The following is a 25,624-nucleotide window of genomic DNA, read 5'->3' as shown; positions in this document are numbered from 1 at the left end:
CAATTTAACCGGTGAACAATCGAAGGGTAAAACTGGTCGCCCTTCGGTACAATTTAAATTTGAGCAAGACAATAAAGCCAATGGTCCCGAGTTCAATGATGGAGGCAAAGAATTCACTCCCAAAATCGAAACCAAAGAGGTTCCCCCAGAAGTTGGTAGTGATCTCCGTATAAAGGTTGTTGACGAAGACATTGACCAAAAAGAAGGCGGGAACCAGCATATATACTGCTGCATACAACTTAAAAAACTGATAGGCCAAGGGTCGAAACTTCTCAAAGACGGCCAAGCTGATGACCAAGGGAAAAAAGGCCTGTAGGATCCCCAATAGGAAATATCGCTCTGCAAGGAACAAAGGATAGATGAACAGGTCCATCAACCAAAGAATGACCCCGATGATAAAGGCCAAGACCTTTAATCCGTACAAAGGAGTGACCAAGGCCTCATACAACAGTGCCATGGCTTTCTTGGCGGCTTCCAAGGCACCCACATCCCGTTCCAGGTCCACATCCTGCAACTGTAATGGGAGGAGTGCCGGAGCCGTGTCCCGGTATTGGGCCTCAATGGCCACCAGGATCCCATCGAACACTCCCAATACCTCAGTGGAGAAAATGACCAAGAGCACCACCAAAAAATTCTTGGCCAGTTCCGTGGGGGTCAACCCCCAGGTATGGCCATCGGTGGAAGCTATTCCCTCATTGTATTTCTTCAAAATATTGATCAAAAAAAACAGTACGGCCAGGGTCTTCATCCCCACAATGGTATATTGGGAGAAATCACTGTCCTTGATGGTCTGGAAGACGGCATCCACATATTCCAATCCTATGCCCAAAAAGATTCCCGCCATCAGTATTCCGTTTCCCGATTATTGATGATGTCCTGCATCCTCCGAAAGGAAATGATCTCCCGATAGCGTCGGGTCTTGACCTCCAACTCGGCCACCATTTCCTGGGACTGCACTTTTTTTTCCATCAAAATGGCCGTGCGCTCCGCATCGGTCATTTTCAAAAAATCACTGGACAAAATCTGGTTCACAAAATCCAGATCATCGATGGCCGTATCCATGATCTGCTCAAAGGCTCTGGATACCTGTTCCACCTCCCCTGCCTTGATATAGGGTGAGTTCAGAATATCTCGAAGATCGTTCTGTACCGTTCGAAACAAAATCTCGTTGTTCCGTGCGAGTTCCCGCACCGCCTTCAATTGCTTGATGGTATTGTTGACCTTGACAATATTGTCTTTCTGCTCTTTCAAAAACTCCACGGTCTTCAACAGTTCCGTGGTCTGCTTGGCCGATTCCAACAGGGATTTGGTCATACTGATAAAGTTCGTATTGTCATACACCGGCATCCCTTGGCAGGCAGCGCCTGCGGGCAATAACAGGGCCAAGGACAGCGCTAAGATCCATAACCGGGGATTTTTCCATAAGGTTTGTTTCCAATCTATTCTCATATTATTTTCTTTTGTTGATTTATGAATTCCGTAATGGCCCGTTCCATATCCCCAAACTGGTCAAAGAGTTCCATGATCTGACCATGTTCCACCCCATCGGTGAGATAGGCCGCATAGACCTCTGGGGGCACCTCCAGGCGAAAGACATTGCTTTCCTTCCCGATCTTGATAAAGATTTCGGTGTATTTGCGTTCCCCTGTTAGGTTGTTCCGAATAGATCGGAGTTGGTTCAAATCATGGTCGGAGAGGTTCAATCGCCTTGCCAGCTCATCATAGCCCTTTTCATTTCGTAAACTGTACACGACCTGCGTGTTCTCCAGAATACTTGCCGAAGTGGCATTTTCAGGTAACTGGTTGATGGATTGAAGGATGATCCCAATGGCCCCGTTCTGTTTTCGGATGGCCTGGTAATAAAACTCCACACTCTCCAATACATGGGGAAACTTGAGCTGCTTGGCAAACTCATCGAACAGGATAATGCCCCTTTCCGAGCGGTTTCGCCAAATGGTGCGTTGGATAGCGGACTTGATCAATTTGAGCATTACGGACAGGATTTCCTTATTATCGCGCACCTCGTCCAGCTCAAAGACAATCAGGCGCTTGTCTTCTATTTTATAGGTCTGATCTTCTGCCATATGGAACAGAAAACTGTACAGTCCCCCGTCCACATATTCGGAAAGGATGTGCAAAAAAGTGTAGACATTGAAATCGGATTCCTGCACCCGGGTCTCTTCGATCAAGGTATCTTTGTTCCTATCAACAAACTGGTATAGTGAAGCTAGGGAATGCCCTTCCCTGACCTTGCCATAGTAGTACAACAACACTTTTTTCAAGGCCACTTCCTTGGATTTGGTCACCTGGCTTTCAGCCAAGAGCTCCAAAAGAAATAGGGCCAGATCTTCCAATCGTTCAGGGGTCAAATCGGACGGAACGGCGATATAAAAGGGATTAATGCCCAAGTTCTTGCCTTGCTCATAGCGAAGGACCACGTGATGATCGGGATACAATTGGGCAAATTTGGCATAGGAACCACCAAGGTCGATAATGACCAGTCGTACATCCGCCTCAAAGTATTGGCGCAGAATGTTATTGGCCAAGAAGGATTTCCCTTCCCCTGTCGGGGCGAATATGGCAAAGTTCCGGGCCTTGATACGCCGTTTCCCCTCGTCCCATACATCCTTGACCACAGGAATATTGTACTGTCTATCATTAAAAACGATTCCTGTTACATCAGAGCGATAATTGGTATTGTTAATGTACAGACAAAGGGCCGCCTTCAGGTCCATCACAAAAAGATCTTCATTGGAAAAGTTGGAGGCATAACTGGGATAGGAGTTCAAAAAATAATTTTTGCGCTCCTCCCCGTTGGGATAATAGGGTCGTATATCCAGTTCCTTCAATTGCGCCTTGATGTTGGAGGCAATGCGCTTTAACACTCCAACTTCCGTATGCCAAAAAACAATGTTCACATGGCCACGAACAATCCGTGCGGTATCATCCCCATTGATCTTGTCCAAGATATGTTGGACCTTTTTGCGAACCACTTTGTTCTGGGAACCAAAATTGGAGCTCTTGGAGAGTTCTTCTATTTTTTTGTCCAATCGTTTACGCCATTGATGGGTATCATCCAGATATAGTATTTGGTTGATGATGTGGTTCTCGCCCAACTCCAACCCGAGACCGTCCAAAAAACCCTTGTGAAAGCTGAACCCATCCGAACTGAATTTCCCTTTGGGCACACTGCTCTGTACGGTTTCACCAAAACAATCTTCATTATTGATGGCCATCACATCAAAATAATGGTCACCAATTTCTATGGGGCCTTTTCCTAGCTGGATATCCGTATCAAAACCTAGGTTGAACCCATTGAAATGATCATGGGTATGCTCCAATATTGCTTCAGGTTCCATGGGAACCATGGACATGCTTTTGGAATTGTTGACATAGGATACCGCATCATTGATTGTAGTAATAAATTCCGCTACCTGCACATCCAATTTGCGGTGCAATCCTTTCTCCACTTTCCGAAAGGGATTGACATATTTGGTGGCATTAAGGGCCTTATCAAGAGGAAGTACAAAAAAGAGATAACTCTGATGGTCCAAATGCTCCCTACCTACAAAATAATCATGGGTGGCCTTGGCCAAAAAGGTATCCCTTGGAAAGTTCCTAGCATCATATCCTTTCTTTTGGTACATATCCTGCTTATGGATAACCGTACCCACAGGCAAGGATTTAAAGGCTTGGAACCACATCCCGTGCAGCTCCTCAAAATCCGTTTCAGAAAGGGAGTAAATCTCCGGTTGTACCACCTGATAACACAACACCACATTACCATTGCTCCCAAAGACCACATGGTTCTGGATATCCATTATGGGATGATATGCATTGAAATTGAGCTTAGACATAGTCAATGGGGTTCATTTGTTTTAGGCTTATGGTCTTGGGAAAGGTTTGCACCACCTTCAATTGGAAAGGCTTCTTCACCCACTGCAACAATGCCCCATAGAGCAGGGCATTGAAGAGCAGTAGGCCCACGATGACACCAAAATGAAACGAAAAAATGATAATCAAAAGCGAACAGATGATAGACACCATCATCAGGGCAAACAGGGAAATGGACAGTCCCATGATCATGGCCCGCTTTCGTATATTTCTATAGACCTCGAACTGTTTCATCAGACCACGATTCCGATGAGATAGGTAAAGATGCCCACAACGGCCCCGGCAATCAGCACAAAGACTAAGACCCGGGTAATGCCCCTTTTTAGGTCAGCGTTCTCCCCAAAGAAATGTCCGGCATTAAAAAGGAAGCCCACCAAAAAGATGACCCCAAGAATGATAGGGAATATGGCCCGAATGGTATCGGAAATATCGTTGACCGAATCCTCGATGCCCCCGATCTGGGCCAAAAGAGCACTAGATGTAAAAAGTAAGAACAGGGTAATGAAGAAAGATTTTCGCATATCGTAAACGTTTAAGAATTAGACGATTATTGATATGTGAAAAGTACAGGAATATCCAATTCAAATAACTGATAATCAGCAATTTGTCAGTAAAATTAAATTTCGTTTTAGATATATTCTTTTGATGTCGATTTGCATCAAATTAAAAGGCAGGTTCACAAACTAATGTTGATAAAATTTAACCATGACCTACGAATTGAGTCAAAAACGTCAACTTATTACTGTGATTGACCTACAACTTGACGAATATCCAGTTCCATATTCATATATTTGACAGGTTTTGACAAGTTAATATTTGACAAATGGACAGCCTGTGTGATTTATTAAAAACCAACAGAGAGAAAAAAGGGCTACTGCTTAGACAAGTGGCTTCCAAAATTGATGTTGATACAGCTCTGATAAGTAAAATCGAAAATAATGATAGGAGACCCACAAAGAAACAACTTCAAAAACTATCTAAAGTTTTGGAGTTGGACTTCAATAAACTTTTAACCTTATGGTATGCTGAGAAATTTTATGAAGATTTAAAGAATGAGCCTAATGCCTTTGCTATCATAAAAATCCTATCAAAAAAAGTCAAGACGAGTAACATGTAGATATTAAGAACATATAACCATCCCCAAAGTGTAATGGAACCGGAGTATTTAGACAAACCACCGAATAGAGATTCTACCCTACCGATTCGCAAGAATCAAATGGAACTTCCCATACGGGATATGGGTTGGGAAGATTTTGAAAAACTCTGTTTGAGGATGGTCGAATTCGTTGAAGGCTTTCAAAGATCCGATTGTGAAATCCTAGGAAGGAAAGGTCAAAAACAAGATGGTATCGATATCTATGCTAGAAAAGAGCCGGAAAAGTATTATACATTTCAATGTAAAAGATATAGCTCAATAACCGTCACGGACCTAAACAAAGTTATATCAGCATTTAAGGAAGGGGAATGGTTTGATAAATCCATAAAATTCTATATCTGCACTACGGCCGATTTCATGGATGTAAAGCTTCAAACGAGGTTTGAGGAAATAAAAGATGAATTTGAAAAAAAGTATACTAAACAGATTGTAAAATGGGACAGCTCCTTCCTGAATAGCGCTCTCAAGACCCATCCACAAATTGTGTGTGATTTTTTTGGTGATGAGTGGTGCAAGGCTTTTTGTGGGGAAGAGGCCTATAATCAGATAGTATCAAAAATCGATTTTGAAGTTTTTGACAAATCGTTTACCAAAGCATCATACTTCCTATCAAATTTAAAAAACTACTTTGCAATAAATCCCAATACCCATATACACAGAAAAGAATCAAAGGAGATTATTGATTGGATAAACGCAGATTTAAAATCCCCCAAAAGAAATCTCCTTGTCCTCGAAGGAGAAAAAGGGATGGGAAAATCCGTAATTCTTAAGGACGTTTATGATCAATTGGTGAAGGACGGCCATTTGGTCTTAGGCATCAAAGCGGACAAATACTATGCCCTATCTCCTAAAGAATTGGAAAATAAAATCTTTTTGGATGATCGGATAAAATTTTCAAGTATCATAAGAGCATTAAATATCCATAAAAGGAAACTTACTATTATTATTGATCAATTGGATGCCCTGTCCCAAACGCTCTCTTCCAACAGGCAGTATATTCAAACCTATAGTAGGGTAATAAATGAGCTGTTGGATGAAAAAAATATTAAAATCATAATATCTTCCAGAACCTATGACCTGAAATATGATGCCGAATTAAGTATCTACAAATCAAACCAATTCCATAACATCAAGGCGTCTTTGTTAAATGAAAATGAGGTTTCCGAAATCCTTCAAAAGTTTAAAATCAATTGTTCCCAAAAAAAGGTCATTGAACTGTTAAGGACACCAAACCATTTGGAAATATTCTGCAAACTGCCCCATAAGGATAAAATTAATCTTAACACACTTTTCTCCCTAAAAGACTTGTATGACACGCTTTGGGAAGAATTGATAGCTAAGGAGCAAAATCCAAACCTATCCAAACTACTCTATGAAATTGCGACCAGGATGTATGATGAACAGCAGATAATTGTTAAAAATCAATTCTTTTCTGAGTATGGAAATGAGCTAAACTACCTTTTAAGCAACCAGTTAATAGTATCTGAAAACAAGAACATTCAATTTTTCCATCAAACATTTTATGACTATTGTTTTTCAAGGCAATTTGTTGAAAAAGGAAACAGCATCTATACATACCTTAATGAAAACGAACAAAATTTAGAGGTAAGGTCCATACTAAAAATGGTCTTTGAATATTTACGTGAATATGACCATAAAAAATATATCCTTCAGATTCAATCCATCCTAAAATCATCCAAATATCGTTTTCATATAAAATCCCTTATTATTAACAATTTAGGTATTTTGGAAAGCCCATCTTACCTAGAAAAAGAGGTTGTCAATTCTATTATTTTGAAAAACAAAATATATGAAGACATATTTCTTCATTCCATACTTTCCAAAGATTGGACAAACTATCTAATTGAATTGGGAATACCGACTAAGTTCCTGTTATGGGACAATGAGGTATTGACGAAGGTTTATACATTGTATAAGAGGCAAACCTTAATCCACTGGAACTTTTTGGAGCAAAAAAATCCTGATAAAATATTTGAATACAAGAGAAATGTTGCCTGGATCTTTTTAAGGAACAATGTAAACTATGCCCCCTTACAGGTAATGCAGTATTTGGAGGGGTTACCTGATTTTAAGGACAAGGATTATTTTATTGAAAGAATCCTGATGAATCTTGATGACTGGGAGGAAAAGGAATTACTCCCCTATTTTGAAAAATATATGTCTTTTCTTGAAGAATCCAAAGGGAGGGACAATTTTTGGTTTTATCAAAAACTTGAAAAAATATTTGAACACCATGAGCTGTATGTATTCAATTTACTCTTGCCAATTTTCAACAGTATCTTTTACTCTGATAGTTCATGGCATCATAATGAATTTTCTCACGACCAGGAAGAGTTGATCAAAAAGCTCTATGGACATAGTCCTGAGAAGACATTCAAATTTATATTCCAGTTATATGAAAAGGTACTCGATGATAATCAAGAGCCTTCCAATTATGAAGGAATAGATTGTCCGTTCTACAATTGTACAAAATTCATTGATGGTTTGAGTACCCAAAAGGATGCACATATTTTCCTGCAAGACTTTTTGGTCAAACATCTCAAATCAAAGTTATCCGACAAAAAGTATATCATCGACTTTTTTGATAAGTATAAGGATTCCAATGCAGTCTTTATTCTTAGAATTTTGGTTTTGGCCTTAAATGATGATAGTATTAGATACCCCAAACCAGTTTTTGAATTAATCAATATCATCCACCATAAAAGTGGATTGAATGGTTATGACGATAAATTCCAATTGTACATCAGACAGCTTATTGGAACTTACTTCTCCCATTTTTCCGATGAGAACAAAAAAAGAATCGCCCAAATTTTGTTGACCATTAAGAGCCCCTATGATTTAGGTTACCACAAATATGAAGATGAAGATGGAAAGCAGAAAATTCAATTCCGTGGTTTTGGCAAAAAGTGTTACTACTTTTTAAAACAACTCCCGAAAAATGAGCTTGACCAGATACCTGAATTGAAAAAGGCCTATCAGGAATTTTTTAGGAGATTTGGGGCCGTCAACAGTGATAAGGCCCATGATATTTCATCCTCTTCCGGGGCATATGCCGTTGGTCCCCCGTTATCTTCCAAAGCATATGAACATATGGATTTGGAAAACTGGAAGAAAAGTATGTCCAAATTCAATGATTCTTATCGCGAAGGCTACGGTCCTAAGGGAGGGAAGCATGAGCACTCAAGGGCATTTGGCGAAAATGTCAAAAATGATCCTGATAAATACTATGACTTTATCAAAGGATTGTTTGAGGAAAAAGGTATCTCCGCAGATTATATCTCCAAGGGGATAGATGGTCTAATTGATGCTAAATATTGCCCTAAACAAATAAAATGGCTTTTTGATTTGTTTGTTCAGCTCGATCTGGACATGAGCAACACTCTACATGCCATTTGGCAATCCGGCTATCTCATCCAAAATAATCAGGTAGATGAAGTTTTAGTCAACTTTTTGAGTGATAAGGCCAAAAACCATCCCAATCCCCAAAAGCCAATGAATGAAAATGACCCTTCATTTGACAGTTTAAATACAGTCAGAGGGGCTGCCATCCATAAACTGATGTGGTGCTATGAACATAGTGAATTTGAAGAAATCATTTTTGATACGGTGGAAAAAGCTGTCCACGATCCCCAGGTTTCTGTCAGGGTTGCCGTAATGCAGGAATTAGCATATTTGAATTATCTGGACTTACAAAGGAGCTTTACGGTTTTCATGAGCCTTATCCAGTCCGATGATATTCACATCCTTAGAAACTCCTTTAGTACCTCCCAGTACTTTAACGTTAAGTTTCATAAGGAAATGTATCCGTATTTCATGAAAATCATCAAAAACGAGGAGTTGCATAGTGAAGGTAATGTAATCGTACTTAGCTGGCTCGATGATAATATAGATGATGGTAAGCTTTACAGAAGATTTGTACGTTCAAGTGATAAAGCAAAACTCTGTGCCCTTAAAATTGCAGAGGCCAATTTATTCGAAAGGAACGGAATGCCTAATGAAAAGTCATTTAAAATCTTGCATCAATTTCTAAATCAGGATAATGAAGAGATAGCTTCCGCATATTCAGGATTGGTTTTACGGAAATTTAAAAATAATAATTTCAAGGAAACCTATTCTTTTCTTATTGCATACTCCAAAAGTAAGCTATGCCTTGCCCAACCTAGCTATTTCTTACAGTTGCTCATGGGTTGTACTAAAGAATATCCCGTAGAATGCCTCAAACTGGTTGGAAACATGAAATTTGATAGATTACCGGATATACAAAGAAGAGGATATTATAGGGATGAACCTGTCCAATTAATTTTATCGATTTATTCCAAACTTAACATGAATTTGAAAGAAAACAGAAAATTGGTCAATCGAACCCTGGATATTTTCGATTCTATGTTAAGGCACAATCATTTACGGGTTTCTGTTAATCAAGCAATTCGATTGACAACCTAGAGGGTTTTAAGAAAGTAAATAAAAGTTTTACTCTTTAAAGTATCCACTAGGATTTAGCAAAATCACCGTAGCTTTTAGGTATAAGTTGTTGTTGAAGCCAAATTCGAAAAAGAGCACAAACATATTGTAAATCAGACCTAACTTTATTTTTATGTGATATTTTAGTCTTTTCTTCACTTAAATAAAATATGGATAGATAAATACTAAAAATGAGCTGCTTTCATATATATTTTATTCAACAAAATAACAATTAATTCATGGACCATATCGCAACGCCTATTTGCTTTGTCTATACTTAGAGTGGAAAATCTGAAAAATATCCATCAAAAAATGTATCTCACCTAACCTTTAGATTAGATCCTAAATTAAAAACCATTGTTTATGATATTGAAAAGAGGGGGCATACTTCTTTTCTTATTTGGGAATCCTTCATTACTTCCTCTTATCCCCTGTCCCCTTATCAAAAGCAATCAAATTGAACAACTGTCGCATCCTTGAGCGAACTCGATTTCCATAGCGATCTTCAAGTTCTTGGGCATTCAGGTTGGTCGTGGTATGGGTCTTTAACTTATGCTCAGTGAACAGTTCGTATCGAGACAGCAGAATCTCCCCCATGACATTGCATTCCTTACCAAAATGGACGCCTTGAGGTTCTACTCCCAGGTCATCAAAACAAAAGGATTGAGAATTACCATAATCCCCAATGATTTTATATCCGAGATGATTGAATCCAAATACAATGTTTCGACTGGGGATGACCTCATAAGGCCTTTGGTGTGGGACCATGTACTTGAACAGTTTCATCAGACTGGTTTTCCCACAACCTACCGGACCAGAGAGAAGAAGACCCTTATCCACATCGATTCCAAACTGTTTACAACGGTCGCGGTCCCGGATAAAGTAGAGGCTAAGTTTATACAAAATCTCCCGGTCTTCTTTGTATATCTTGAATTTTCTGCCAAACAGGAGTTTTCCCTTTGCATCGAGATAGAACAGGATTTTTTCAAAATCATACCTTATCTCACGGCCCTTCAATGAACCCAGCTCATAGTTGATGGCACCTTCGGTGATGATATGTGGAGCCCTGTAATTCATAGAGGTTCATTGTAGTCCTTGTCCTTACCGGTCCTAAGGTTGTCTTCATTTGGGACAGTGCGAGTGCGTTTGCCATTGTTTTCATTAACCTGAAAGAATTTCTTTTTTAATTTTTCTTGTTTCTTCCTGTTTGTATTGTTTTTATTTGTTTGTTTATGTTTGTTTATAGGTACCAACGCTTGTCCATTGCTTGTCCCAATTTTGGTACGGTGCTGGTCCAATACTTGTCCATAGCTTGTCCCAAAATTGAACATCTTGATACGACTGCCTTTATAGGGATTGTGAGATGGGGAATACAGGATATATTTCCAATGGCTGAGCTCACGTATACAGCGATGATAGGTCGATTTTGAACCTATCTTGGCATAGGCCATTGCCTCTTCCCTGCTGATATAGAAATCAGCTACGAAATAATTTTGGTTCCATAATTGGAAGAGCCCAATATACAGGCTGATATGGGTCGGGTTCAAACGGTTGTCCTTTGCAATTTGAGCCAACACGCCGTTCAGGTGCTTGATATAATTGATTTCTTCCAAGATTTAGATTCGGTTTTGGATCTTGTTCTTTTCCAGTACTTCCATGATTTCATGGTATTCGTAGTACAATACACCACCGATCCTGGTATAGGGCAGTGTCCCATTGACTCTCAAGTTTTGCAGTGTTCCGGGTGAGATGCCCAATAGGTCCCTGACCTCATTGGATTTGAGCCACTTTTTTCCCGATTGGGTCTGGCTGTTCTGTAATAGTTCCTTGATGTCCTCCAGTAGTTCGATCTTGAACTCCATGAGGTCCTCTGACGTGATAATGGTCGCTCCCATACTTTTTACGTTTTAAAAAAGGACCACCGCCATGGGTTCATTCAATTTGGTGGCCCTTCCACTGATTTGACTTTCAGGAACAAAACTGAAAAAGCTTTTTGGAAAAAATTCCCAAGTTGTTACCAACTTGGTAAGGATTTTTTTTAATAAAATTTAGATTGTATTGATGCCAATTGGACTTTTGGAATCATTGAAATTTCTTGAAAATGGGCAAAATGATTCCTCGAAAGGTCTGAAAACAAAAATTCCCAAGTTGGTACCAACTTGGGAAAAACAAATCCTATTCTTCGAGGGATTCCATCCGCTCATTGAGCTTCTCGATAAGCCTTTCCAAAAACCTTGTGCGACTGCTCTTTCGAGATCGGATATCAATAAAAGTGTGATAGTAATTGCCCAGGTCCACATTGTAAAAGTGTTCAAAATGAGATGCCATTTCCTTAATGTCAACAGTCCCACTATTGATACATTTACTGGATTGAAGTGCATATAACAATTCAATGAGATCGGTCTTGCTACCGGTCCAAAATAATTTTGAAGGTTTTTCCATAAGTGTGTTCTTTTGGGGTTCCAAATTGTTTTGCAGGTCGTCCACTTCCTTTCTGAGGTACACAATAAGCATATCATAGGCCATGATGATGGCCACAGTCCCATCCTGACAGGTGGAGAACTGGTCATCGATAAGGAAATGAAATGATTCCAAGGGTAATCGTAGGTCTCTGTTGCCCCTTACAAAATATTGTTCATCAAGGGACATGGCCCCTCGACGGTAATAGTTATAAAATTCAAGGTTATCATTAAAAAAGGTCTGGAACTTATCGATTTGGTGCTGCAGGTATTTGATCTGGGCGGCATTGTTTCCCCTGGGCCGTTTGCTCTCGATGTTGAAGAGTCGAACATAATAAATCAACTTGCTAAAGATCTGGGGTTTGACATGCTTGAAAAAGTAAATTTCATCAGCTTGGGTCTCAAAAGATTTCCCCGTTATCTGTTTTTGAAGTTTACGGATGCTTTTTTCCACCAGGGCAATGCCTTTTTCCGCTTTGAAGAGCACGTCCCCGTTCCCACTCTCCAAGGTATCCAATTGTCCCTCAAATTCTGATAGCAGCTTTTGATATTTCATGGTATTCCATATTTATTACTGTCCTTCCATGACTCCCAATAGCTCCAGGATAAAATTATCACGTGTATGCAGATAGGCATATTTTTCATGAACCACAGCGCCTAGCTTCCGTTTCTCGAAAGAAGCGGTCATCCCAAAATCGATCTTAGGGATTTTCAAGGCAATGGCCCTGTCAATGGTTCTGTAGAGCAATTGCCTATAAGTAGAAAACGTTTCCAAACCATCATAGTCCATTCCGACAAAGGCAGGCACATAGACCTGGCCACCGTTGTTATAACAGAACATGACACCAACAATTCGATTTGGTCCATTTTTAGGACACAGAACAATGAATTCCCATAATGGGTTTTCGTTCATTCGTTCAAACAACCCTTCCGGGAATGAAAATGTATTGAGCCCCAAGTTTCTGGCCTGCACCTCCCCAAAAAGTGTCCTTACTTGTGCTAATTGTAAAGCGGAAAGATTTGAAGACACTCGACAATCCACCAAATCCAAAAAGGGTTGGATATCGGTCCTGAAATGCCGTCTGTTCCTCGCTGAGAGTTGCTCCACATAGGTTTCAATACTCTCCGATCCATTTAGATCCACGGTACAGGAATTGGGCATTTGAATACGAAGAAATCCCTGTCCATAGAGTTCATTGTTCCACAGTGACTCCTTTGGAAAATCCCGAAGTACGGTCATTTTAGCACCTAACGCCAGTTCCTGTTTTTCCATAAACTCCAAAAAGAAGTTCGTTGCTTTATCCACCAATGGATGTTCAGCATTCCAATACAGATGATCTCCTTCGGTGAACAGACATCCCATGGAAAGAACCATGGATGAAAGTTTATAAGGTGCCAACTTGCGCTCTTCCTCAATGGCTGCTGAAACCTTGGCATCCGCCAACATATCATCCTTCCAAAGCCCCAGTGCCATAAAGGTCATTAAAACAGGGATGTCATGATCATCCGAAATGACCACATATTGGAAGGTCCAATTATGTTCCTTTTGAATATTACCTTGGAATACCGTTTCCAGGAATTTGAGTCCATCCCAGTCATAAACCCCTTGCCCACCCATATAGGAGTTCCACACTTCCTTGTCCACCTGATCGATGGACTCCACCACCTTCATTGTCAATCCTTCAAAAGATTTCTGTGTCTGCTCTTTTTTGTATTCCAATTTAAAGGCATGGAATACCCGCTGGGCATCTGTACCGGTTTCTTCCAATGCTTTGGGAAAGTGATAAGCCATGGCCTCTACCAAGGCTTTAATTTCATCCTTTTGATTATGCCTGGAGATTGTAATACGCACCCCGGTGTTCTTTACCGGTACAGCAGGAAAAATACCGAGGTTCACATAAAACCCTTCCTGCATCAATCGGTTGACAAAGTTGTACCCTGTCTTGGGCATCCCGGTACCGATATAAAAAACAGGAGAAGTATTTTGATCAATCAAAGGTAGTTCCGTATCCAACAAACAGGCATTGAAATAATCGATCCGTTCCCGCAACTCCCCTTGCAAGTCATAGATCTCATCCGACAAATGAATCCCTGCGGAGGCAATGGCAGCGGCCACCGAGGCCGGTTCCAACTGTGCCGAAAAGGTCAATGGCCCACCAAAGGTCTTGATCTTGTCGTACATTTTGGCATTGGAGCAGGCCAATACGGCCCCACTGGCCCCAAAAGTCTTGCTCAAGGTCCCGAACAATAGCACATTTTCGGGAAGCTCCCCCAATTGATCCAACACATAGCCCGTCCCGTTTCGGCCCACCCAGCTCATCCCGTGCACATCATCGAAATAGAAATGCAATTGTGGGTATTTTTCAGAAAGCTTCATCAAATCCTTAACAGGAGCATAGTCCCCGTACATGGAATAAATACCATCGGCCATATACCAGATATGCCTTATGGAATGTCGGTACTTCTTAATCTTATCCTCTAACATCTCCAGATTATTGTGGCGTATCAGTTCAATGGGAATGCTGCGTGTTTTCAACATTTTGGCCGCATTTTGGACACTCCAATGGACTTGATGGTCCAAGATGATCACATCGTCGTCATCAACGGCACTGGGGATTACCCCCAAATGCCCTAAGGTACTGTTCTTGGTTATGATGATGGGATACCCATACATTTTCCCGATGGACGCTTCCAATTCCTCGTACAATGGATTGGAAATATAGGATTTGGAGAGTGGAAACTGGGTCCCATATTTAGCTATGGCATCCATTGCGGCTTTCTTTAACCTAGGATCTTGTTCCAATCCGAGGTAACCCGTTGTCCCAAAATGGTACAGTTCCCTCCCCTCGACTTCAATGGTCCTTCCCGAAAAGGAACTGCCCCCTGCATAGAGGTGCAATACCCCAGCCTGTTTTGCATCTGTGAACACTTCGTGTACGGTATTCAAAAAATTGTGGTGTTTGATCTTGGCCATAATGTTTGCTTTAAATTGTGATAAAAAGAAACGGTTTTTGTCAGTTAATAGATAGTTTATCTATTATTTAATCCTTTTTAGATAACATATACTCCTTTTCAGATAACTGAAATCCTTTTATTAAGGTCAATGGCGCCTAAACGAACAACTCAATTACAATAATTTTGTAAATTACTCGTACTAACCAGTTTTCAGCTATGAAAAAAACACATGAAAACACTTATACCGTTTATCTATTGACCGATCGCCTAATACATATCATTTACAAGAAAGCACCTTGTATAGACCTCAAGGCAGCCCAGGTCATTGTTATGGACAGGATGCAATTACAGGAAGGAAGAGAAATGCCCGTACTCTGTGACATCCGCGAGGTACGCAATATAAATAAAGCGGCCAGGGATTACCTAGCCTTGGAAGGATCTCTTTGGATAGAGAAACTGGCCTTTTTGATCGATCCCCCGGTTACGGACATGATCAGTTCCATTTATTTGGATACCCATGCCCAAAAGGTACCTACACAATCCTTTGACAATAAATCGGAGGCCTTGGCCTTTTTGGGCATAGAAGAAAAGGATGGAAACTAACCATTATATAAAGGAATATGCCGAACAGTGATGACTTTAGGGTGAAACGAATCCAAAAGATGCTCTTGGAAATGGCCAAGGGCAATTTCTTTTATTCCATTGAACCTTCAGATAAAAATGACAATATCGCTTCCTTGGTGGTCCTGCTGAACATGGTCAATGAGGAAATAGGTGCTGCCTTTATCCATCAGGGTTTTGCCAATGCGCACAACACCCCACAGTGTGTCATCCAACTGTCCCTTATCCTAGATGCGCAGGGTCAAATAGAATTGGTCACCAACGGAACCTGCTCTTTAATGTCTTATCTCCCAAAAGATCTTATCGGAAAACATATCACTGAATTCCTAAGTGAAAAGTCTGGAAAAAAATGGACCAAGAAGATGGCCAAACATCTGAAAAGGGAGCGATCAGAAACGGTATTGTTCTTGGAATTCGTTACGAACGATGGTCTTGTGCTCTCCAAGGATTGTCAACTATCGGTCTATCAAGCCTTGGATGGGAGCGGTCAAAAAATCCTTTTGGACTCGGTCTTCTTTTCCAAAGGGGAGCCTTTTGACACTGGACTTCCCAAAAAAACGCTCAAAGTGACCAAGGGAATCAAGGAACACAAGGTCACCTTGACCCCAGAGGATATCCAGATCATCAGGGATGTCCACGATATGATCATCAACAATCTGGAAAAGGACCTTCCAAGGTTGAATGACCTTGCACGACAGATGGGCACCAATGAGTACAAACTAAAATATGGTTTCAAACAGATCTACGGTACGACCATTTTTAGATTTCTGACCAGGGAACGTCTCAGAATGGCAAAGACCCTGATCAAGCACAGTACCTTGACCATAAAGCAGATCATCCAAATGACCGGGTTCAAGAGCAAGACCCATTTTTCAAGGGCATTCAAGGATAAATATGGAATGTCCCCAACTGATTTAAGGTCTTAAAAAACTCATAATCATGCATTTACTCCGTATCAGATAACAATTACTCCCTTAGAGATACTTCAAACTTCCGAAATTTGTCATATCAATCCAAAGGATATGAAAGGTTCAAAAAAAATATATGCCTGGTTCCCTTTTTCCATTAGTATGCTTTGTGCCATCCTATTCATCTATGCGGCTACCAGCAAACTTATGGATTTCCAACAATTCAAAATTCAGTTGGGACAATCCCCGATCTTGACTGCCTATGCGGATGGGTTAGTATGGATGGTTCCTATTACCGAATATGTTTTGGCATTGCTGCTTTTAAAGGATTCCTTTCGTTTGGTGGGTCTTTATGCTACAATTGCCTTGATGACCATGTTCACGACTTATATCATTTTGGTTCTCAACTTTAGCGATTACGTTCCGTGTTCCTGTGGTGGTGTTCTTGAAGAACTGGGTTGGACGGAACATATCATTTTCAATTTGGCCTTTATAGTTTTATCCATAATGGGCATTGTGTTATTGGAGTCCAAAACAAAACCTAAACCAACACAGCCATGAATCTAAAGAAGGTTTACATAAAATTATTGGGCACATTAAGTACTGCTGTTGGTGTTATGATTGTTCTCTTCCTCTCATCCGAACAACAAGTACACTATAACAATGCCTTCAGTAGGAGATATCCGCCACACCCTATTATCAAAAAATATTACATGGATCTGGGGTTTAATTCCTACTATATTGCCGGCGCAGATAAAAACAACCTTTACTTAGGTAATTCAACGGCGCCATGGCACTTGCTTCAAGTTGACTTGAACACCAAGGATACTTTTCATCTTAAATTGATTCCACAGAACAGGGACCTATCCTATCGTTCCCTGCAAATAAAGGTCCTTTCACCTTACTTCTTCGTCATGGACGGTACGATTCCATTCATACTGAGGGGGCGTCTTGGAGAATGGCGTGCTGACCCTTGGATGTATGGGCGTGCCTATTTCAGTAAGGCCCTTCCTATAGATAGCAATCGAATCATGATCAGAACCATTAGCACCCAAACACAGAGGGCTACATTGGGTATGATTACCAGGGAACAAGGAGTTTCAGTCCATTTGGACACTACGATTTTAAAACCAAGTATTGATGGCATCATGGATGTTGACGGGGAATTGAACTACGCTCATGATACCAACATGGCCGGCTATCTCCATTTTTATACCAATGAGTTCTTGGTAATGGACAACACCTTGAGCCAAATTATAAGACGTACTACAATAGATACCACAAAATGGGCTCAGATAAGGTTAGCAAAGAAAAGTAGGGAGCAAGGCGTGCAGATTAGTGCTCCACCAGTAATTATAAGCAATACTGGTGCGATTGCTGATGATTTAATGTTCATAAATTCTGATCGACTAGGTAAAAATGAGCCCAATAATAACTTGGAAGAAATAGCCATCATCGATGTTTATAACTGGAAGAAAGGCACATATGAATTCAGTTTTTCTTTAAACCATACCAAAAAAGAAAAACTAAGGGAATTTGACATTGTAGGAAATCGATTGGTAAGTATGCAGGGGAATAAACTTGGCATCTACCATATGGTAGAGAAATATTTTATTTCAAATAAGTAAGGAACACGAAATAGAAAGTAACCTACTGGCCAGTAGCGGGATGAAGATCGAAAACCCGTAATAAGAGTAGATCGCAGTAATAATTAAATTTTAGTACAATGAAAAGAATGAAAATTAAGTTTTTGATTCCAGTAGTGGCCATAGCATTGGCGTTTGCCACAAGTGCCTTTGGCACTGAGGACAGTGAGAAAGTGAACAAGGAGGGGCTAATGATCGGTTATGTATATCAATCGCAGGCCAATCCTTGTGATGAACAGTATGTCGATTGTAATATTGAGGGGGACTACACCTGTGAATATAACAATAGCCCTGTTTTTAAAGATCTGAGCCTTAACGGAACATCCTGTATCAATGAATTGAAAAGGGATTGATTCTGAGTGTTTTTAGAAAGGAAGGTTGGTCAATAGACCAACCTTTTTTGTGCCCCATCATTTTTTGATATGATTTAAGCACCACTTCAAATGGATTCTGGTCATCTCGTCTTCTGTGCTACGTAAACTTTTCTTGACATCCTTTTCCAAAGCAACGAGCTCGTTCTCAAATATGGCCTTTGTGTAATCCGCATGCAAATAGGAGTTTTCCTTTGATTCCGGGCGCCCGTAATTGAGGTTTTCTGAAATGGCCTTGGTCAACAATTCGATGAAAGCCTTTTGTAACTGTTGCCGCCGTTTTCCGATGCTGACATGAGTTGATTCCAATTCTTGAAATAGTTGAACTCGTACTGCTTGTATTAACTTTAGGGATATTAAATTGTATCCCATATTGTCCTCCATCCATTTCAAACGATGCCAACGAGAAGAATTTAACACATCTGACAAGAGTCTTAATTGGCTGTCCATCAAAAAGTCCTCATCTGATGAATATTGAATTCGATAAAGGAATGATGGATGCGAAAGCCAATCTGGAACTCTAAAGGCATGGGAACTTAAAAATTCCACTGCCTCCTGTTGACGTTCAGCACTGATAGGATTATAGAAATTGCCTTGCTGTCCACATGACATATTGTGTACGGTATAGCCCCCAATTAAGGATAGTACCTGCTGCATCTGATCATACCACAGATTTATGGTCTTTTGATATAACCGTTTTAAAAATGTAGGGTCCGATTGTTTTTGTTCGACTTTGGGAAGTAGTTCCAAAACTCGCTGAATATTTTTCAGTCCGAAATAAGTTGTTGTCATGGGCTCATTGTTGTCCATGACCTCGTTGGTCATATCGGGTCCAATAAGATTGAAAGCCCCTCTATTAAAACGGTACCAAGCTATTGAATCTTGTTGATGAATCCATTTTTGCAAGTGCTCTTGTTCAGAAGTAACCAAGCTTTCCAGTGCTGAATAACCCCATTGGATCTGATACACATCCATAGGTCCAACCTTCTGTAATAATAGGGACGGGGGAATGCTATCTTCAGGCTGTGCCATATAATTGTGCCTGGCATAGTTCATTATGCTGGGGGTATGGCCCATGGTTTCCAACCAATGTGTATCCCTCATTTTCTGGGCAGGATAACTGAATTCCCCAAAGTTTCCATCCTTTAGGCCAAGAGCGTGTCCCGCCTCATGGGCCGTTACGACCTGAATAAGCTGTCCCATAAGCCCATTTGGAAAAGGATATTGTTGGGCGCGAGGGTCCAATGGGGCGCACCGTACAAAATATTCATCAGCTAGGCTTTGGTATGAGCTGCCCAAGACAATGTCCGCTTTAAGGATTTCCCCAGTACGGAAATCCACATATTTTCTCACGGTAGACCCTTTTTTTGACTCACTGCCCCTTATCCCATCATAATTTTTCCAGCGAACGACAGAGAATTGCATACTCCGTGTAACCCACTGGTCAATGTCTTGGGGAAATTCCCTGACCACCAACGCATTTTTGAAGCCTGCCTTCTCAAAGGATTTGGTCCATTCTAGGATGCCTGCTTTGACATAGGGCTTCCATTTATCTGGAAGATTGGGTCCATAGTAAAATATTATGGGTCGTACAGGTTCACTGATTAAACTGTCCTTATGTTTTTTTTCCAATCGCCAACGCATGATACTGCCAATGCTTGGTGTAGTTTCATAAAGATCCTCAGTGGCAAATCCCATTCGATGATCGAACAACCTTGGCCTCATGGGGTCGGGCAAGGAAAGAAAACTATAATCAATGACAACCGTTTTTTGTTGCCTCTTGTATTCCACGGTTTTTTTTACACGAATCAAGGTCTCAAACTCTAAATGACCGACCGATTCTATAAATGATAATTGGGATACCGCTGGTTCGTCTACATAATTGGGATACCATGGAATATGGCCTCCCAACATAAAATCGGTGGCATCTATTACGGAGTTTTTGGGGCCACTTGGCCCCAATAGGATTGGAAATCGTCCTAAGATCATTTGTTCGTTTCTGTAATCCTGATTTATCGGAATAGTTGTTCCGGATAAGGAAACAATTGGAAATACTTGAAGCAGCAAGTGATCATTTTCTTTTGTCCATGTTACTTGGAGTTGGCCCACATCCTGCCTTATAAATAGTATGGGTTGCCCTAATATGCTATCCTCTACATATAGGAACAACCTGTTTTCGTTCAAATGTGCTTTGATTCCATTGTTGGCCTGCCCCACTACAGGGCAGACCGCTAATTCAAAAAACAATGAAAATAAAAAAATAAGACGGTTGGTTGGCCTGCTTATGGCCAACCCAATTGTCCTTCGCACCAAGTGTTTAATAGCCTTCATTCTGAGGGTTGAGATTGGGATTAATGGACAGTTCCGAATCTGGTACCGGCAATAATATGTCGGTGGGATCCCAGTTTAATTTTATTCTTGAAAGAATGGTATTGGCCATGTTTGTACGTTTTAGGTCAAAAAAACGATGGGCCTGTTCCGTGAAAAGCTCCACTCTTCGTTCTTGGGAAATAGCGTCTAACAGTTCTTCTTTGGGCATTGGGGAGAGGAAGGATAAGCCTGCCCTATCCCGAATGGGGTTTAGGTAGTCCAAAGAAGCTGTGGTATTTCCCAATTGGGCAAAACTTTCGGCAGCGATCAAATACTGCTCTGACAATCGAAATAATATAGAGCATTCCTGTGTGGTTTCCGTGCCGGAAACCTGTTTGTATTTGTAAGGGAAATGCCATTGGGTTTCCCCATCAATCACCGTACCTACCCATTGGCTTCTTCGTCGATCCCCGGTCTCAAAACTATCCAATAGATTTTCGGATAGCACACAGTTTGGAGGAGGACTGTTCACGATAAACGAAAAACCCTCATGGGTATTCCTTCCTTCCAAACCTGGACCCAATTGCCAAATGGTTTCCCCACTATCTTTTAAGAAAACTTGATCAAGTGTTGTGCGGAGTTCAAAACCACCTTGGGATATCAAATCGATTGCCTGCTTGTTGGCACTTTCCCAATTTTCTTGGTACAGATAGACCCTTGCCAACAAAGCCACAGCGGTCCAATGATCGGGCCTGAAATTATCATCGTTTATTTCAGTTGCCGAAAACAGATCTTTGGCCATGATCAAATCCTCCACTATGTGCTCATAGACCAACACTTCTGATTGTCGGGATACAGCTTGGTTTTCGGTATAATCTGTACTTGTGATGTAGGGAACCGGGCCAAAAAGGTTCACCAAATAAAAATGAAGGTATGCCCTCAAAAAATAGGCTTCACCCAAATAATTGTTTCTTTCTACTTCTGGGATGCCAGAATCAACCGTAAGACCTTCTATGATACTATTGGTCGCATAGATCAAATTGTATCCTTTGCTCCAGAAACCCAGTACAAAGTCGTCGGTGGGCAGTACGTTGTTTTCCTCGTAGTACAGGATATTGTTCAGGTTGGGATTGACCAAATGGAGTTCATCGGCATAGTGTCCCATCAGATAGGATACACCCAAACTTTTACCGCTGGTAAAGGCATTGTCCCTAAGCTCTGCATAAATATGCTGTAGTGAGGCCTGAACGGTTCCCGATTCTTCAAAGACGGCCTCACCTGTAATTTGATCTTGTGGAAGGTCCACTTCCACAAAGGATTCACAGGAAACCGTTATCATTAAAATCACGGATAAAACTTTGTAGATCCCTATTAAAGGATTTCTATAAATTGGTTGTTTATACTTTTTCATACCTATTGATTTAAAATTTAATGATTGTCCCTAAGCTTAATATCCGCAATGAGGGTACTGTTTGGGTACTCTGTGTTTCTGGGTCCAAGCCAAAGTAATCGGTCCATGTCCACAGGTTTTGTCCTCTAGCATATATTTCGCAGCCTATACCACCCTTTATTTTATCCATCAAAGTATAGGAGATGGACAATGTCTTTAATCTGAGGTAGGATGCATCGGACACCACGGCATCACTTTGCTGATGGTTGAAATAACCGATGAGTGGATCAAGGCTCCTGCCGACCGTCATCCGTTGCACAGGTGCCATATCACCTTCAGTTTGCCATCGTTGGAGTAGACGTTGGGGGAGGTTTCTGTTGCTCCCGGGAATGCTTCCGTTTCGCCAATAGTTGAATCCCATCTGTTTGCTGAACTGGAACAATACGTCCAAGTTGAATTTTCCCAAGGAAAGACTATTGTTTAAGCCACCAAAGAATTCCGGGTTCATATGCTTTATGACCTGTTTGTCATCAACGGAGGTGATTTCACCATCCCCATTGAAGTCCTCAAACTCATAGAGTCCAGTTTCTGGATCGACCCCATTTAATTGATAAAGTTTGATGCTATTCAACGGTTCCCCTATGACCAATTGATTGGCATAGGTAGAGCCTTCCAAGTCTGGAAAGGATACCAATTTGTTTTTGGGAATAGTGAGATTAAAGGAACTCGACCAACGAAAGTTTTTGTTTTGAATATTCACTGTGGCCAATTCCAATTCAATTCCCGTGTTTTCCACGGTAGCTTCCAAGTTCCCGATTATACTTCCGAAACCTGTAGTAGCCGGTAACGGTATCCCGACCAATTGATTGGAGGATCGGCTGCGGTAATAATTTCCTATAAAGCGAATACGATCTTTAAATAGGCCCAATTCCAAGGACACCTCCATTTTTTTGTTCAGTTCCCAACTAAAGTCAGGATTGAAAAGACGGGTCGGGTACAATCCAAGACTATTTTGGTACTGTAGGTTGCCAAAGGAATACGTATCCAAATATTGATAGTCCCCAATCTGGTCATTGCCCGATGTCCCATAACTTCCCTTGATCTTTGCAAAACTGAGAAAGGGAAATGTCTTTTGCATAAAGGGCTCTTCCGAGAATACCCAAGCCAATCCGGCAGCGCCAAAGTTTGAAAAGCGCTTGTTAGGTCCAAATCGACTTGACCCATCCCTTCTTCCGGTTAGGTTTACTATATATTTGCCTTGATAATTGAAGTTCAACCTTCCAAAAATGGCTTGATACCGATACTTTTGGTTTATATCCCCAAAGACGCTGAGGTCATTGGCCGCTGCTTTACTTTCAATTAAACTATTGCTACTGAACCCAAAGGCTTGAAGGGACAATTGTTCACTGGATTGTTCTTGAAAGGATAGGCCTACCAAGCTCTGCAGGCTCAACTTTCCGAAACCATGGTTCCATACGAGTTGGGGCTCAATGATCCAAGAATTCCTTTCCCCTGTGTTGTGCACCGCATAGGAATTTTCACTTCCTATGCCAAAAGCAGGGTCGATTCTTGTAGATGGAACCAATCTGATTTCTTTGATGTGGTTTTCGGTATATCCCAAATTGGCCATGAATTGAAGCTCGGGCATCAATGTATATGCAAGTCTCATATTCCCAATAAAGGTTGTGGTACGGGAATTGTAACTATCTTTCAAATGCCGCAAGGGGTTGTCCCAAGTGGAGTTTTCCCAATTCAAACTGCCATCTTCCTGGTAGAGTTCAGGGGCATTGGGGGGAAGAACGATACCTTGGGTAACCATGGAATTGGCATTGGGCAAATTGTTCACTGCGGACGAGTAGTTGGTTGAAAGCTGAACTGAAAAGCGGTCATCAAGTGTCCTATGGCTAATATTGGCCAACCCGGAGACCTTGCTACTTGTATAATCACCGGGCAATACATCGGTCTGGCCATGGTAATTGCCACTGACCAAAAATTGGGTGTGTTGGTCTCCTCCAGATATCGAACCTTGAAGGTTGGTCATAAAAGCTGTTTTGCCAAATAGCTCCTTTTGCCAATTAGTGTAACGATTGGGATTCCATGTGCCATTGACATCATAGGCATTGTCGGGAATGGGGTCCACACCATCATTGGCATAGGCCTCGTTACGCAGTTCAAGATATTCCGCCGTATTGAGCATATCCAAGGTATTGGTGACACTCCCAAGACCTGTAAAGACATTAAAGGATATTTGGGTAGGGCCGCCTTTTCCTTTTTTTGTGGTAATTAGGACAACGCCATTGGCACCGCGGGATCCATAAATGGCCGTGGCATCCGCATCCTTTAAGATCTCGATGCTCTCAATGGTATTGGGGTCCAGGTTATTCAAAGGACTGATGCCTGTGCCCGGCAAGGCAATGGAAGCTTGCTGTTCCCCTAGGCTGACCGAGGAAAATGGTACACCGTCAATAATATAGAGGGGATCATTGCCCACGGAGCGTATACTGTTCTGTCCTCGGATTTGGATATTGAAATTAGCACCTGGCAGACCCGAAGTCTGTTGGATTTGCACCCCTGTTGCCCTGCCTTGAAGACCGGCAATCGGATTGGAAATGGGTTGCTTTTCAAGGTCCATGGATTTTACCTTGACAATGCTACCGGTACGTTCCTTTTCTGAAACAGTATAATATCCTGCATTGAGTACTACTTCTCCCAAAGCGGTCACATCCTCCTGCATTTGGACAATTATTTCATCCCTTCCAAATATGGGAACGGACAAGTGTTTAAAACCTACCATGGAAAATACAAGGACATCGTTCGGACCAGCTTGGATACTAAAGGACCCATCCATGTCCGAGATGCTCCCAACATTCTTGGACTCTACCACAATATTGACCCCCGCAATGGGCAACCCGTCGCTATCGGTCACTTTTCCGGTGACTTTTGATTGAATGGAAAGACCAGCCACCATGGATGACGTTAGCAATGGTGCCAACAATAAGTGGAATAGTAAGAACAGGGTTTTCCTGTTTACATAAAAAGATAATTTCTTCATAATTTTGAGTTAGTTTAATTAAACAGCAAGTTTCAATTGAATCATGCCTCCAGCCAATTACTACCCTGTCTGGAGGTTTTTTGTATACACTGCCCCCAAGTCACCACAAAATTGTAACTTGATAAGGCCAAGGTTCGGACAAAGGCCATCCTGTCCAAGCAGCAAACGCTCTTGAAATGGGACTCCTAAATGAATTAGACTAGAAAAGTTTACTAGGGCCGGTTGCCCTAAAAGTGTAGTCGTCGGTTGTGAGGCAAAGAAATATCGTGAACCGGAAAATAGTGTAACGTGTATCCCACAACCCTAGTCTTGGAATTATACGGGGTTCTTTGGCTTCTTTTTAAATAGGATATCGAACACCGAGTGCGCTGCCCCAAAAA

20 protein-coding genes are annotated in these 25,624 nt (G+C 41.2%); 7 read left to right on the top strand and 13 right to left on the bottom strand.

Annotated features, from left to right (window positions below):
* Nucleotides 1-4: 4 nt before the first annotated feature.
* The 5 genes from ACQQ5U_RS00180 to ACQQ5U_RS00160 are packed head-to-tail and all read right to left on the bottom strand — an operon-like array spanning nt 5 to nt 4,415.
* Nucleotides 5-844 (bottom strand): hypothetical protein, encoded by an 840-nt coding sequence (locus ACQQ5U_RS00180; protein ID WP_205791912.1) that lies wholly within the window; start codon nt 842-844, stop codon nt 5-7.
* On the bottom strand, nt 844-1,449 hold the full coding sequence (locus ACQQ5U_RS00175; RefSeq protein WP_166248542.1) for a conjugal transfer protein: 606 nt from the start codon (nt 1,447-1,449) through the stop codon (nt 844-846). The genes ACQQ5U_RS00180 and ACQQ5U_RS00175 overlap by 1 nt, the downstream gene beginning before the upstream one ends.
* Nucleotides 1,446-3,857, bottom strand: coding sequence for a TraG family conjugative transposon ATPase (locus ACQQ5U_RS00170; protein ID WP_090294846.1), 2,412 nt, complete (start codon nt 3,855-3,857; stop codon nt 1,446-1,448). Before ACQQ5U_RS00170 ends, ACQQ5U_RS00175 begins: the two co-directional genes overlap by 4 nt.
* The gene (locus ACQQ5U_RS00165; protein WP_090294843.1) at nt 3,850-4,128 is read right to left on the bottom strand and encodes a hypothetical protein; all 279 of its coding nucleotides are present in this window, start codon (nt 4,126-4,128) and stop codon (nt 3,850-3,852) included. Before ACQQ5U_RS00165 ends, ACQQ5U_RS00170 begins: the two co-directional genes overlap by 8 nt.
* Nucleotides 4,128-4,415 carry a hypothetical protein gene (locus ACQQ5U_RS00160; RefSeq protein ID WP_090294840.1) on the bottom strand — a complete coding sequence of 96 codons (288 nt, stop codon included), beginning with the start codon at nt 4,413-4,415 and terminating at the stop codon, nt 4,128-4,130. Before ACQQ5U_RS00160 ends, ACQQ5U_RS00165 begins: the two co-directional genes overlap by 1 nt.
* A 302-nt stretch (nt 4,416-4,717) precedes the next feature.
* Here ACQQ5U_RS00160 and ACQQ5U_RS00155 point away from each other — a divergent pair, with 302 nt between their 5' ends.
* Together ACQQ5U_RS00155 and ACQQ5U_RS00150 are read left to right on the top strand one after the other, a co-directional pair.
* The gene (locus tag ACQQ5U_RS00155; RefSeq protein ID WP_090294837.1) at nt 4,718-5,011 is read left to right on the top strand and encodes a helix-turn-helix domain-containing protein; all 294 of its coding nucleotides are present in this window, start codon (nt 4,718-4,720) and stop codon (nt 5,009-5,011) included.
* 33 nt (nt 5,012-5,044) lie between these two features.
* Nucleotides 5,045-9,514: a restriction endonuclease gene (locus ACQQ5U_RS00150; protein WP_090294835.1), complete on the top strand. Its 4,470-nt coding sequence runs from the start codon at nt 5,045-5,047 to the stop codon at nt 9,512-9,514.
* A 432-nt stretch (nt 9,515-9,946) separates the two neighbouring features.
* Here ACQQ5U_RS00150 and ACQQ5U_RS00145 read toward each other — a convergent pair whose 3' ends face one another.
* The 5 genes from ACQQ5U_RS00145 to ACQQ5U_RS00125 all read right to left on the bottom strand — a co-directional run bounded on the left by ACQQ5U_RS00145 (nt 9,947) and on the right by ACQQ5U_RS00125 (nt 14,965).
* On the bottom strand, nt 9,947-10,609 hold the full coding sequence (locus ACQQ5U_RS00145; protein ID WP_090294833.1) for an ATPase: 663 nt from the start codon (nt 10,607-10,609) through the stop codon (nt 9,947-9,949).
* A complete protein-coding gene (locus tag ACQQ5U_RS00140) occupies nt 10,606-11,145 on the bottom strand; it encodes a hypothetical protein (RefSeq protein ID WP_090294831.1) in 540 nt (179 codons plus the stop codon). Before ACQQ5U_RS00140 ends, ACQQ5U_RS00145 begins: the two co-directional genes overlap by 4 nt.
* A 3-nt stretch (nt 11,146-11,148) precedes the next feature.
* Nucleotides 11,149-11,427, bottom strand: a complete 279-nt coding sequence (locus ACQQ5U_RS00135) for a helix-turn-helix domain-containing protein (protein ID WP_090294828.1) — start codon at nt 11,425-11,427, stop codon at nt 11,149-11,151.
* 280 nt (nt 11,428-11,707) lie between these two features.
* Nucleotides 11,708-12,547 carry an RteC domain-containing protein gene (locus ACQQ5U_RS00130; protein ID WP_090294826.1) on the bottom strand — a complete coding sequence of 280 codons (840 nt, stop codon included), beginning with the start codon at nt 12,545-12,547 and terminating at the stop codon, nt 11,708-11,710.
* Nucleotides 12,548-12,562: 15 nt separating this feature from the next.
* Complete coding sequence (locus ACQQ5U_RS00125) at nt 12,563-14,965, bottom strand: aminotransferase class I/II-fold pyridoxal phosphate-dependent enzyme (protein WP_090294825.1); 2,403 nt, start codon at nt 14,963-14,965, stop codon at nt 12,563-12,565.
* Nucleotides 14,966-15,162: 197 nt separating this feature from the next.
* On the opposite strand from ACQQ5U_RS00125, the gene ACQQ5U_RS00120 reads away from it, so the two are divergent.
* From ACQQ5U_RS00120 to ACQQ5U_RS00100, 5 genes are all read left to right on the top strand, one after another.
* A complete protein-coding gene (locus ACQQ5U_RS00120) occupies nt 15,163-15,549 on the top strand; it encodes a DUF7793 family protein (RefSeq protein WP_090294824.1) in 387 nt (128 codons plus the stop codon).
* Nucleotides 15,550-15,566: 17 nt separating this feature from the next.
* On the top strand, nt 15,567-16,493 hold the full coding sequence (locus tag ACQQ5U_RS00115; RefSeq protein WP_090294821.1) for a helix-turn-helix domain-containing protein: 927 nt from the start codon (nt 15,567-15,569) through the stop codon (nt 16,491-16,493).
* Between the two features lie 96 nt (nt 16,494-16,589).
* On the top strand, nt 16,590-17,036 hold the full coding sequence (locus tag ACQQ5U_RS00110; RefSeq protein ID WP_090294819.1) for a MauE/DoxX family redox-associated membrane protein: 447 nt from the start codon (nt 16,590-16,592) through the stop codon (nt 17,034-17,036).
* Nucleotides 17,033-18,103, top strand: a complete 1,071-nt coding sequence (locus tag ACQQ5U_RS00105; protein WP_090294817.1) for a hypothetical protein — start codon at nt 17,033-17,035, stop codon at nt 18,101-18,103. The genes ACQQ5U_RS00110 and ACQQ5U_RS00105 overlap by 4 nt, the downstream gene beginning before the upstream one ends.
* Before the next feature lie 98 nt (nt 18,104-18,201).
* Nucleotides 18,202-18,474, top strand: a complete 273-nt coding sequence (locus ACQQ5U_RS00100; RefSeq protein ID WP_090294815.1) for a DUF6520 family protein — start codon at nt 18,202-18,204, stop codon at nt 18,472-18,474.
* 57 nt (nt 18,475-18,531) lie between these two features.
* Here ACQQ5U_RS00100 and ACQQ5U_RS00095 read toward each other — a convergent pair whose 3' ends face one another.
* From ACQQ5U_RS00095 to ACQQ5U_RS00085, 3 genes are read right to left on the bottom strand one after another with little or no spacing between them, the layout of a single operon-like run.
* Nucleotides 18,532-20,823, bottom strand: coding sequence for a zinc-dependent metalloprotease (locus ACQQ5U_RS00095; RefSeq protein WP_090294813.1), 2,292 nt, complete (start codon nt 20,821-20,823; stop codon nt 18,532-18,534).
* On the bottom strand, nt 20,810-22,213 hold the full coding sequence (locus tag ACQQ5U_RS00090; protein WP_090294810.1) for a RagB/SusD family nutrient uptake outer membrane protein: 1,404 nt from the start codon (nt 22,211-22,213) through the stop codon (nt 20,810-20,812). Before ACQQ5U_RS00090 ends, ACQQ5U_RS00095 begins: the two co-directional genes overlap by 14 nt.
* A gap of 10 nt (nt 22,214-22,223) precedes the next feature.
* Nucleotides 22,224-25,244, bottom strand: coding sequence for a SusC/RagA family TonB-linked outer membrane protein (locus ACQQ5U_RS00085; RefSeq protein WP_437394899.1), 3,021 nt, complete (start codon nt 25,242-25,244; stop codon nt 22,224-22,226).
* Nucleotides 25,245-25,624: the final 380 nt, after the last annotated feature.

Origin of the sequence: Flagellimonas lutimaris (genome assembly GCF_051494225.1) — a bacterium.
Classification (GTDB): domain Bacteria; phylum Bacteroidota; class Bacteroidia; order Flavobacteriales; family Flavobacteriaceae; genus Flagellimonas; species Flagellimonas lutimaris_A.
The sequence above is the reverse complement of the archived record's forward strand: the minus strand, read 5'-3'. Positions and strand labels throughout refer to the sequence as shown.